The 12,418-nt window shown below is 48.1% G+C and carries 10 protein-coding genes; all 10 read left to right on the top strand.

Going from position 1 to position 12,418, the window contains the following annotated elements:
• The first annotated feature begins 61 nt into the window (after window positions 1–61).
• Window positions 62–1,171: a cell wall-active antibiotics response protein LiaF gene (gene liaF, locus MUG84_RS16655; RefSeq protein WP_244726658.1), complete on the top strand. Its 1,110-nt coding sequence runs from the start codon at window positions 62–64 to the stop codon at window positions 1,169–1,171.
• 4 nt (window positions 1,172–1,175) lie between these two features.
• The gene (locus MUG84_RS16660) at window positions 1,176–2,231 is read left to right on the top strand and encodes a sensor histidine kinase (protein ID WP_244726660.1); all 1,056 of its coding nucleotides are present in this window, start codon (window positions 1,176–1,178) and stop codon (window positions 2,229–2,231) included.
• Complete coding sequence (locus MUG84_RS16665) at window positions 2,231–2,890, top strand: response regulator (RefSeq protein ID WP_280521359.1); 660 nt, start codon at window positions 2,231–2,233, stop codon at window positions 2,888–2,890. The genes MUG84_RS16660 and MUG84_RS16665 overlap by 1 nt, the downstream gene beginning before the upstream one ends.
• 273 nt (window positions 2,891–3,163) lie before the next feature.
• On the top strand, window positions 3,164–4,780 hold the full coding sequence (locus MUG84_RS16670) for a S1C family serine protease (protein ID WP_244726662.1): 1,617 nt from the start codon (window positions 3,164–3,166) through the stop codon (window positions 4,778–4,780).
• A gap of 152 nt (window positions 4,781–4,932) precedes the next feature.
• Window positions 4,933–5,622 carry a response regulator transcription factor gene (locus MUG84_RS16675; protein ID WP_244726664.1) on the top strand — a complete coding sequence of 230 codons (690 nt, stop codon included), beginning with the start codon at window positions 4,933–4,935 and terminating at the stop codon, window positions 5,620–5,622.
• Window positions 5,623–5,624: 2 nt separating this feature from the next.
• Window positions 5,625–7,097 carry a sensor histidine kinase gene (locus tag MUG84_RS16680; protein ID WP_244726666.1) on the top strand — a complete coding sequence of 491 codons (1,473 nt, stop codon included), beginning with the start codon at window positions 5,625–5,627 and terminating at the stop codon, window positions 7,095–7,097.
• A gap of 55 nt (window positions 7,098–7,152) precedes the next feature.
• Window positions 7,153–8,097, top strand: a complete 945-nt coding sequence (locus MUG84_RS16685; protein WP_244726668.1) for a 4-hydroxy-3-methylbut-2-enyl diphosphate reductase — start codon at window positions 7,153–7,155, stop codon at window positions 8,095–8,097.
• Between the two features lie 237 nt (window positions 8,098–8,334).
• Window positions 8,335–9,387, top strand: a complete 1,053-nt coding sequence (gene aroF, locus MUG84_RS16690; protein ID WP_244726670.1) for a 3-deoxy-7-phosphoheptulonate synthase — start codon at window positions 8,335–8,337, stop codon at window positions 9,385–9,387.
• 252 nt (window positions 9,388–9,639) lie between these two features.
• Window positions 9,640–11,064: a type I glutamate--ammonia ligase gene (gene glnA, locus MUG84_RS16695; RefSeq protein WP_244726672.1), complete on the top strand. Its 1,425-nt coding sequence runs from the start codon at window positions 9,640–9,642 to the stop codon at window positions 11,062–11,064.
• A gap of 247 nt (window positions 11,065–11,311) precedes the next feature.
• On the top strand, window positions 11,312–12,403 hold the full coding sequence (gene serC / locus MUG84_RS16700; RefSeq protein ID WP_244726904.1) for a 3-phosphoserine/phosphohydroxythreonine transaminase: 1,092 nt from the start codon (window positions 11,312–11,314) through the stop codon (window positions 12,401–12,403).
• The last annotated feature ends 15 nt before the right edge of the window (window positions 12,404–12,418 follow it).

A 12,418-nucleotide genomic window follows, 5' to 3' on the forward strand; every position in this document is an offset into this window, starting at 1 on the left:
TAATATCAAATCCACGAAAAGTGGATATCCAAAGCGGCAAAGTTTGATAAAAGGAGATACAATGATGAAAAAGCGATGGTTAGATCGTTTGTTTGGAGGAGTCGTGCTCATTGGCATCGGGGTTATATTTCTCCTGAACCAATTGGGCGTTATTGATGTCAGTCTCGGGTATATCATTGGTCATTACTGGCCGGTCATTCTTATTATTTTAGGGGCTAAGGAGCTGCTGAAAGGCAGAAAATCCTTTGTCGGTGCGGCGTTTCTTCTGCTGATAGGGACCTATTTTCTGGGGAGAAATGAAGGCTGGGATTGGATTTCGCCAGGAAGTTTCTTCAAGATTATTATCCCGGCTTTACTGATAATCGCGGGTCTGTACGTGATATTCAAACCGCATGATCGCACACCACCGCCGCGCCCGCATGGAGGAGATGATCAACCTGCGTTTACCCCTGAACCGCCGGAACCGGAGGATTTGACGGCCAATTCGACACTGGATCAGCAGTTTGAGGAAAAGTTCGGAATTCCTTATACGGAGCGGAACCAGTCGGAACATAAAGGTCCTCATGTTGAAATCGATGATGATGACGATGATGATTTTGATATGGACGACACGGATGACGACGATATCAAAGACAGATATAAGCATTACAAAAAGAGATACAAGCAGCAAAAGAAATACCACCAGCAAATGAGACATCAGATGAGACATCAGATGAGACAGGAAAGACGTCATGGGCATTCCGAGTGGGATGGGGGACACCATGAATTTCATGGGGGGCATCCTGACGGGGGAAAAATCAACCGGTCAGCCTTTATCGGCGACATTCATCTCGGACGCGACTATTTCGAGCTGAAGCCGACAAACCTGTCTCAGTTCATCGGGGATACGGTACTCGATCTGACCAATGCGCATATTCCTTACGGGGAAACGAAAATCAACATCTCAGCGTTTATCGGTGACATCAAAGTGTATGTGCCCGACGACACGGATCTTGGGATTTCCGTCAACTCCAGCTCGTTTATCGGGGATATGTCCGTACTGAACGAGTCGCGCAGCGGATTCATGAGTAGTTTCCAAACGAAGACCCCGTTCTATAAGGAAGCCCGCAAGAAAATCCGCATTAATATCAGCGCCTTCATTGGCGATATCAAAGTGAACAAAGTAGGTTAAGTGCATGAAGAATATTATGAAGAACACAAAATGGGTGCTGCTGTTTTATTTTCTCTTGAGCGGACTCTTAATGAGCGCGGTAATATACGGGGTGAACAGTGGGCATCTGATTGTCAAAGGAACCTGGGTTTGGGTCTACACGAGCCTGGGCTTCCTGCTGTTATCCATCGTAATTGGTTACATTACCGGCCAGCGCATTCAGCGAAAAATCGATATCCTTGAGTACAATATGCTCCAGGTTGCCAAAGGCAAACTGTCCGTTCGGATTGAAGAATCGGATGATCCTACTTTTACGCGGCTGTACCATGAGTTCAACAATCTTATGGAAGCCATGGAGAAGAAAATGATGCTGCTGCAGCGGATGGGTGAACAGGAGGTTGTAGAGAAGGAGAAGGCCGCGGAGCAAGCGGTACTGGAAGAACGCCGCCGTATGGCCCGTGACTTGCATGATACGGTTAGCCAGCAGCTGTTCGCCATTCACATGTCAGCCTCATCGCTTCCTAAAGTGCTGGAACGTAATGCGGAGCACGGGCAAGTTGTTATGACCCAACTGATCACCATGTCGCAGATGGCCCAGAAACAGATGCGGGCATTGATTGCCCAGCTGCGCCCTGTCGAGCTCGAGGGTAAGAACCTGGCAGAGGCGCTGGAGGTATGGTTCCCGGATTACTGCCGCCAAAACGGACTGAAGGGCATGAAGGAAGTTGAGCTGCAGGGGAAATTGTCAGAAGCGATCGAGCATCAATTATTTTTGATTATCCAGGAGGCTATGGCCAACATCGTCAAGCATGCTCATGCTCGTCTTGTCAGCATGTCTCTTCGCGAGGAGCAGCGGCAGGTCGTTCTCAGTATCAGTGATGACGGGCAGGGCTTTAATGAGGTTCCGCATAAGACGGGATCCTATGGCTTGTCGACTATGCAGGAGCGGGCTGAAAAATTAGGCGGAAAAGTGGAAATTATCAGCCGCCAGGGTTCCGGAACAACGATTCGCGTACATATACCTAAGTTTGTAGAGGGAACAGCCGAAATGGGACATAAGATGGGAGAGGAAGAGGAATAATGACAGATATCATTAAAGTGATGATCGTGGATGATCATGAAATGGTACGGATGGGACTTAAAACATATTTAATGCTGGATCCATCCATTGAGGTGGTTGGTGAGGCGGATAACGGGTCTAAAGTGGTCGATTGGTTGAAAAATGCGGCGCCGGAGAAGTTTCCCGATCTAATCCTGATGGATCTGATGATGCCCGTTATGAATGGAGTCGAGACTACGAGAGCGGTTCTTGCGGAGTACCCATCCATGAAAATTGTCATTTTGACAAGCTTTTTGGAGGATGATCTTGTCGTGGATGCGGTCGAAGCGGGAGCTGTCAGCTATGTACTCAAAACCGTTTCGGCGGATGAGCTAATTTATGCTTTGCAGGGGGCAAACCGCGGCATGCCTGTTATGACTGGCGATGTGTCCCAGGCGCTTACGCGGGGAATCCGTCAGCGCACCGTCCAGGGCGATTCCTCTGGTATGACCGAACGTGAGAAAGAAGTACTGCTGCTGATAGCGGAAGGCAAAAGCAACAAGGATATCGCCGAAGAGCTGCATATCAGCATCAAGACGGTTAAAACCCATGTCAGCAACCTGCTCATGAAATGCGAGCTGGAGGATCGAACGCAGCTGGCGATCTATGCCCACCGCAAAGGATGGGTGCATTCCGAATAAGAGGGGGCAGCGGTCTGTCTTCTTTGATTTACATCGTTTTTTGTTTTTCTTTTAGAAATCAGAATGATGAGCAACGAAGAGCTACTACCTGATTTCGCAAGAAAACCTACCTCTAAAAGCGGTCTGTCTTCTATGATTTTCATCGATAATTGTGTTTTCTTATCTCCTTTTTAATTGTTTTTAATCTGCTATTAAGGTTCATAGTACATGATATAAACAGTTAAACGATTCCCATAAGGAATTTAATATAAAAGGGTACAGGAGGCATAAACCATGGATGAAAGAAACAGATCCGGTCAACCTGAAGAATTTGAAAATAACACAATGAAGCGTCAAGAGTCTACGGAACCTAGTTCCTCACATTACTATTCCTACGGACCGTTCCAATCTCTTGGGAAAGATAATGCTAAAGCAGAAAGCCATAAGCAAGAGGATGTTGAGATCACGCCACCGAATCCGGTTCGGCCATATCCGTCAGTAAGTCCTTACTACTCCTCAACTGATTCCGGCAATGCCGGCAGAAACGGCGGAGCAATCGGAGGAAATGGAGGGAACGGTGGCAACGGTGGCAACAACAACTGGCAGTTCAATCAGAAGCCTAAAAGCTCGGTCAAATCGATACTGATTTCCTTCCTGGCTGGCATGGTGGTCATTTCAGGTCTGATGTTTACTGCGGACCGGATGAACTTGTTCACACCAGACGCTGCGATGTCATCTGGAGAGCAGTCTAGCGCGGCCGTATCCGCGACCCCTGAAGGCAGCGGAAGCAATTCAACAACTTCGCTTCCTTGGAACAAGCCTACGGATGTATCAGGTGTTGTACAGGAAGCAGGACCTGCAGTCGTGAAGATTGAAACGCTCGTAAAAGCCAACAACCGCAGCCAATCGCAGTCGAGTCCATTTATGAATGATCCGTTCTCATATTTCTTCGGTTTCCAAAATGGAGGCGGCAGCGATTCCAACGGTGGACAAGGCGATGGCTCTCAATCACAGTCTCAAAACGATTCGCAGCTGGTACCATACGGCATTGGTTCCGGATTTATATACAACAAAGATGGCTATATCCTTACGAACGAGCACGTTATTGAGAATGCGGATGTGATTCAGGTAACCATTGAGAACGACAGCAAAACTTACGAAGCCAAACTTCTTGGCAGCTCCAAGGATCTTGATTTGGCCGTACTGAAAATCGATGGCAAAAAGGACTTCCCTACTGTACCGCTCGGTGATTCCAACCAATTGAAAGTTGGTGAACCTGTTGTTGCCATCGGTAACCCGCAAGGCTTCGACCACACAGTAACCACCGGTGTACTGAGCGCACGTGAACGTACTATCGACATCAAGGAAGATACAGGTACTCGTAAATACCAGCATTTGCTGCAAACAGACGCATCCATCAACCCTGGTAACTCCGGTGGACCGCTGCTGAATATGAATGGTGAAGTCATCGGCATGAATGTTGCTGTGAGCGCGGATTCCCAAGGCATTGGCTTTGCGATCCCAACAAGCACCATCAAGAGTGTTGTAAGCAAGCTCGAAAACAACCAAGAAATTCCGAAGGAACCTGTTCCGTTCATCGGTGCAACTCTGATGACGATGACGGATGAAGTTGCCAAACAAATGAATACTGACGTTAAAGAGGGCTGTGTGGTGGCAGATGTTATGTTTAGATCCCCAGCATATGAAGCGGATCTTCGTCCATATGACATCATTACCGGCGTGAACGGCACCAGCTACAAGAACAACACGGACCTGGTTAACTTTATCCAAAAACAAAAAGTCGGCTCCAAGGTGACACTGAATGTGGTCCGCAACGGCAAGAAAATGGATTTGGATGTTACTATTGGCGACAAAAACAAATACAATATTCCTTCTGATAACAATCAATAATAATCTCAGAAGGCTGTATACACTTTGACAGCGGAAGGGAGGGTCCCTTCCGCTGTTGTTGTACAAAGATGCAAAGGCTAAAATTGACTGCTACAATAGAACTAACAACTTATTGAGAAAATATAGTACAGAAACGAAGGAGCCATCCGTATATGCGATCGAAAGTATTGATCATTGATGACGACGAAAAAATTATTTCCATGCTGCGCAGGGGGCTGGCATTTGAAGGCTACGATATTATCACGGCCAATAATGGGGCTGAAGGCTTAAAGAGTGTTCTGAACAGTGAGCCGGATCTGGTGATCCTGGATGTCATGATGCCGCAGGTGGACGGATTTGAAGTGTGCCGCCGTTTACGTGAAGGAGGTATTCGGGTACCAGTACTCATGCTGACCGCCAAGGATGAAATCGAACATCGGGTTAAAGGTCTGGATCTGGGCGCGGACGATTATCTGGTCAAGCCGTTCGCGCTGGAAGAACTGCTTGCGCGTGTGCGTGCACTGCTGCGCCGGAAACCGGGGCAGGAGGATAATGAGGATCACCGCTTAACCTATGAAGACATCGTCCTTGATGTCGATTCCAGAGAGGTGCTGCGCGAAGGCAAACGGCTGGAGCTGACCGCGAAGGAATTCGAGCTGCTGCATTTATTTATGCAGAATCCGAAGAGGGTGTTGTCGCGTGATCTCATCATGGACAAGATCTGGGGCTATGATTACAGCGGCGAGTCCAACGTGCTCGAGGTTTATATCGCGATGCTGCGTCAGAAAACCGAAGAATATGGAGGCAAACGGCTTATTCAAACCATTCGAGGAGCCGGTTACATTCTGAGAGGTGACTCATAAACATGTCTATACGACTTCGGCTGACCACCTGGTATACATGCATTTTGGCGGTAACGCTTATCTTGTTCGGCTCTGCCGTCTATGGGGTGGTTCATTATTATACTTTTTCCAAAGTTAAAGATAACCTCGTTGAGCAGAGGAATCAAATTGTACCCAATATTAATTTTAACTTTTCACAAGGGAAATTAAAAATTGATGTTGGTGGGCTCGCAGCAACTCCCGATTTCCAGGCGTCCCAAATATATGGGCAGCTACATGATTATAAAAACAATCGTGACATTATAACAGAAAATTTGGCGAATATTAAAAGCACTTTTCCTGTGCCTTCTGCCAAAAATGCTACTACGTACGCGAAATCGAAGCCCTTTGAAGTCATAAAATTGAGCGGAAATCCGTTCATGGTTTATCAACAGCCTGTAGTTGTTCAGGACCAAGTAGTCGGTTTTATGCAGCTAGGAATGTACATTGGTCATGAGGAGGAGCTACTGCAAACTCTCAAAAGCATTTTGATCATCAGTGCCACGATCATGGTGCTGATGGCAACCACGTTTGGTCTGTTTCTTGCACGTAAATCGATGGCTCCGATCGGCAAGGTCATTGAGGCTGCTGACCAGATCCAAAAAGGCTCTGATCTAAGCGTGCGTATTGCCTATGAAGGGCCGCAGGATGAGATTGGACAGCTGATCAATACGGTGAACAACATGCTTGGGCGGATGGAAGGCTTTTATAAAAACCTGGAGGAGTCCTACGCGGCTCAGCGCCGGTTCGTATCGGATGCATCCCATGAACTGCGCACACCGCTGACCACAATTCGCGGCAACGTCGATCTCCTGCAAAAAATGTGGTCCAAGGATGCATCGGAGCGTCCGAATCTGAACGAAGAAACACTGCATACGATGTCTCTCGAGGCTGTGGGTGATATTGCAGATGAGTCCAAACGGATGAGCCGCCTGGTCAGCGATATGCTGTCCCTGGCGCGTGCGGATACCGGACGGACCTTTGAGAAAGAGCCGGTTCCACTCGAGATTCTTGTTGAGGAAGTTGCACGCCGGGCTCAGATGCTGCCGCGTCAGGCAGAATGGATCACCGGAGATTTTTCGATATTAAACGGAATTTACGTGAACGGCAACAAGGATTATATGCAGCAGATGCTGTTCATTTTTATCGAAAATGCGTTCAAATACACGCCTGAGGGCAAGGTTGTCTTTGATGCCTTCGTTTATCAAAATCAGGTGGGGATCCGCATTAGCGATACCGGAATTGGGATGGACAAAGAGGAAGTACCTCATATTTTCGAGCGGTTTTACCGTGCAGACCAATCCCGTGGCGTGACCGAAGGCATCGGGCTTGGCTTATCTATCGCCAAATGGATCATCGATGAGCTGGAAGGCTCCGTCGAAGTGGTGACACGTCAGGGTGAGGGAACGACTTTCATCATCTGGCTGCCGATTGTCTTTCCGACACCTCTGGAATAGATTATAATGAATACTTGGATAGCTTAAGCATGAAGAAAGCAGGTGAAGTCAGCGAATGGAAGTCATTAAAATATCACCACGCGGATATTGTTACGGTGTTGTAGATGCCATGGTGCTTGCGCGCCAGGCTGCTCAGAATCTGGATCTCCCGCGACCTATATATATACTTGGCATGATCGTTCATAACAGCCATGTCACGAACTCCTTTGAGGACGAAGGCATTATTACACTGGACGGGGCAAACCGTCTGGATATTCTGAATCAGGTGGATAAAGGTACGGTTATTTTTACAGCACACGGCGTTTCGCCTGAAGTGCGGAAAATTGCCCGCGAAAAAGGTTTGACCACGGTCGATGCGACCTGTCCTGACGTCACGAAAACCCATGATCTGATCCGTGAGAAGGTTGCCGATGGATACGAAGTGATCTATATCGGGAAAAAAGGCCATCCGGAGCCGGAAGGTGCTATCGGGATTGCGCCGGATCATGTGCATCTGATCGAAAAAGAAGAAGAAATTGCCGATCTCAAGGTCAATGCTTCCCGGATCATCATTACGAACCAAACAACCATGAGCCAGTGGGATATCAAGCATATCGTGAAACGGCTGCTGGAGCTGTATCCTTCGGCCGAGGTTCATAACGAAATTTGTCTGGCCACACAGGTGCGCCAGGAAGCGGTTGCAGAGCAGGCCGGACAGGCCGATTTGGTCATCGTGGTCGGAGACCCTAGAAGCAATAACTCCAACCGGCTTGCGCAGGTATCCGAAGAAATCGCTAATGTCAAGGCCTACCGGATTGCCGACATTACCGAACTCAACCGCGAATGGCTGGAAGGCATCGAGAAGGTAGCTGTTACCTCGGGGGCGTCTACACCTACTCCGATCACCAAAGAGGTTGTTACCTACTTGGAGCAGTATGATCCGAATGACCCGGAGACCTGGGAAATTCGGCGGACGGTGAATATGCAGAAACTGCTACCACCGGTTAAAGCTAAAAAGTAGAATCATGAACAGGCTTTCCATTAATGGGAGGCCTGTTTTTTTCATATAGTAAATTTTACTCATTTTCTCGATGAAGACATGGACTTGGACTTGACGAATGGAGATTCATGCTTTATATTTACTTTAATGGATAAAAGCTTAAAAGCTAAAAAGCGTCTAAGTAAAAGAGCGAATTCAATCAAAATATAAAATCAGCACAGCAGGCTCTGCGCCTTCATACAGAAAGGAATGGTAATCATGATCGTTATTACGTCTAATACGACGCCGGAGGAACAGATTCAGGATATCGTCCGCGTCATTGAGCAAAACGGATTGCAGGCTTCTGTATCCAGAGGCACGGATCGCACGGTTATCGGACTCATTGGCAAGGTGGATCCCAAGATTGCAGAACATTTGCGGCAGATGAAAGGCGTCGAAAATATAGTGAAGATTACAAAATCATACAAACTCGCAAGCCGGGATTTCCACCCAGAGAATACGGTTATCGATATTAAAGGCGTACAAATCGGCGGTGAAGAGCTGGTTATTATGGGGGGACCATGCGCCGTTGAATCCCCAAAGCAAATTGATGAAATTGCAGCCTTGGTCAAAGCAGCTGGTGGACAGGTGCTTCGCGGCGGTGCATTCAAACCTCGTACAGGTCCATACAGCTTCCAAGGTGTTGGGGTGGAGGGCTTGATCATGATGGCCGAGGCCGGCCAGAAGCATGGACTACTCACCATTACCGAAGTCATGACACCGGAGTATGTTGATATTTGCGCGGAATACGCAGATATTTTGCAGGTTGGCACACGCAACATGCAGAACTTTGATTTGCTCCGTAAACTGGGGACCTGCGGCAAACCGGTTCTTCTTAAGCGAGGCTTCAGTGCGACCTATGACGAGCTGCTGAACGCGGCTGAGTACATTCTGGCCGGAGGTAATCCAAACGTGATGCTGTGCGAACGCGGAATCCGTACGTTTGAAAGCTATACCCGCAATACGCTCGATCTGTCGGCTATCCCTGTACTGCAGCAGTTGAGCCATTTGCCTGTCATCTCCGATCCAAGCCACGGTACCGGACGCCGCGAGCTGGTGGAACCGATGTCCAAGGCTTCCGTTGCTGCCGGAGCCAATGGCCTCATTATCGAAATGCATACAGATCCTGATAACTCTATGACGGGTGACGGCGTACAATCTTTGTTCCCAGACCAATTTGCAGCCCTGCTGAAGGATCTGGAAAAACTCGCTCCGCTTGTTGGCCGTACATTCAATACGGAAAAAGCACCTGCAGAGGTATTTGCGGTCTAACCTGATTATTCATAACCAAAACATATACTAGCCTGCCAATCGGTTCATAACCGGGTGGCAGGCTGTTTGTTTTGCTTTTACACTGGGCAGTCACCTAATTGTGTGAGAATACCTGACATACGTTAAAAAAATACCTGACATGGATATTGACGATGTCAGGTTTTGCGTTTTATAATGACGACATAAAGATTAGATACTGAACGTTCACGTTAAATAAGTATAATAATGTTCGGATATTAGGAGGAAGAGATCATGTCGGTAGAAAACGTGTTGAAAACAATCAAAGATAATGCAATTGAGTGGGTAGATTTTCGCTTTGTAGATTTGTCTGGCCGTGCTCATCACATTTCCTTGCCTGCTAGAGAAGTGGATGAAGAAACGTTTGTGAACGGAGTAGCGTTTGACGGTTCTTCCATTCCCGGTTTCCGAGGGATCGAAGAATCCGATATGGTTATGATGCCTGATCCAGATGCGGCATTCATCGATCCGTTTACCGCACATCCGACATTGAACATCATGTGCAACATCTATACACCGGACGGTGAGCGTTATGAACGTGACCCACGCGGCATCGCAGCAAAGGCTGAAGAGTTTCTGCAAGCCAGCGGTGTAGGAACAACAGCTTTCTTCGCACCGGAGTCCGAGTTCTTTATTTTCGATGATGTCCGTTACGAAAGCACGATGAACAGCTCTTCCTTCTATGTGGATTCCGAAGAAGCCGCATGGAACACGAACCGCAAGGAGGAAGGCGGCAACCTGGGCTTCAAAGTGGGCGTTAAAGGCGGTTATGTGCCGGTCGCTCCGGTAGATTCGCAGCAGGATATCCGCAGTGAAATGTGCCGTCTGCTTGAAGAAGTGGGACTGCGCGTTGAACGCCATCACCATGAGGTGGCAACCGCAGGCCAAGCGGAAATCAACTTCCGTTTTGATACGTTGAAGAAAACAGCAGACAATCTGCTTGTATACAAATATATCGTTCACAACACAGCCCGCCAGTACGGTAAAGTGGCAACCTTCATGCCGAAGCCTCTATTCGGAGACAACGGAAGCGGCATGCACGTTCACCAATCGATTTTCGACGGCGACATACCTTTGTTCTATGAAAAAGGCGGCTATGCGAACCTGAGTGAGATGGCTCTTCATTACATCGGCGGTATCCTGTACCATGCTCCAGCACTGCTGGCCCTGACGAACCCGTCGACGAATTCTTTCAAACGTCTAGTTCCAGGTTATGAAGCACCGGTAAACCTGGTATTCTCTAAAGGAAACCGTTCCGCGGCGATCCGTATTCCGGTTGCTGCCGTAACGCCAAAAGGCTGCCGCATCGAATTCCGTACACCGGACTCCACAGCGAATCCTTATCTGGCATTCTCCGCAATGCTGATGGCTGGTCTGGATGGTATCAAACGCAAAATCAATCCGGTTGAACTCGGATACGGTCCAATGGACAAAAACATCTATGAGATGAGCGATGATCAAAAATCGCAAATCCGCAGTGTGCCTGGTACGCTGGACGAAGCACTCGACGCTTTGAAAGCCGACTACGAGTTCTTGCTCGAAGGCGACGTATTTACGAAAGACTTCATCGATAACTTCATCGAACTGAAGCGCGGCGAAGCGAAAGCCGTTGGCATCCGCATTCATCCGCATGAATACGGTCTGTACTTCGACTGCTAATCCTGCGTAACACGAAAGACTGTCTCAAATGGGGCAGTCTTTTTTGTAAATGGAGTGCAGGCTAGCCGTGAAAGAACGATAGATTTTAATTCTGTAAAGCTTTATACAAGTAAAAGAAATATGATAAAGTAATAAGGAAAGGGAATACATCACCAGGACTTACGCTTGTGCTTTTTAGCACTTGATGCTTCCGGGGATACCTGCTATCATTTTATAAAATTAGTGGACAGAGAGAGGATGGGGAGTAATCGTGAGCAAGAGAGCTTATAATTTCAATGCGGGACCGGCAGCGTTGCCGCTTGAGGTTCTAGAACGCGCACAGGCTGAATTTGTTAATTTTCGAGGTACAGGCATGTCCATTATGGAAATGTCGCACCGGGGTAAAGTTTATGAGGAAGTCCATCATGAAGCGGAAAGCCGCCTGCTGACCCTTCTTGGCAACCCTGAAGGATACAAGGTGTTGTTTTTGCAGGGCGGGGCGAGCACGCAGTTTGCCATGATCCCGATGAATTTTTTGACGGAAGGTAAAACGGCGAGTTATGTTCTGTCCGGCAGCTGGGCTGATAAGGCGATCAAGGAAGCGAAGCTGATCGGGGAAACGCATATTGCCGCCTCCTCGGAAGCGAATAAGTTTATGTCCATTCCTGACCTTAGCAGCATCGAAATTCCGGAGAATGCCGCTTATCTGCACGTGACTTCTAATGAAACCATCGAAGGCACCCAATATCAGCAGTACCCGAAAACAGGTAATGTACCGCTGATTGCCGATATGTCGAGCGATATTCTCTGCCGCCAGTTCGATGCGAGCCAGTTCGATTTTATCTATGCCGGAGCGCAGAAAAATCTCGGACCTTCCGGTGTAACGGTTGTGATCGCCAAGGAAGAGATGCTTGCTGAATCTCCAAAGCATATTCCGACGATGCTGCGTTACAGCACGCACTTGAAAAATGACTCTCTGTACAATACGCCTCCTTCTTTCTCCGTATATATGGTAAACGAAGTTCTGAAATGGATCGAAGAGCAGGGTGGCCTTGCTGGCATTGAGCAGGCTAACCGCAAGAAAGCGGGCCTGATTTATGATATAATCGATACCAGCGAAGGCTTCTATCGCGGTCCTGTCGATGCCGGCAGCCGTTCCATTATGAACATTACGTTCCGCCTGGCATCGGAAGAACTCGAGAAGCAGTTCATCAAGGAATCGGAGCAGGCTGGATTCATAGGTCTGAAAGGCCACCGCAGCGTGGGCGGTTTACGCGCTTCCATATACAATGCGGTGCCTTATGACAGCTGTAAAGCTCTGGTCGATTTCATGGCCGATTTTCAGAAAAGTCATGGATAATGCAAGCTGATGACG

The organism is Paenibacillus mangrovi, assembly GCF_022898935.1.
GTDB classification, from domain to species: domain Bacteria; phylum Bacillota; class Bacilli; order Paenibacillales; family Paenibacillaceae; genus Paenibacillus_AQ; species Paenibacillus_AQ mangrovi.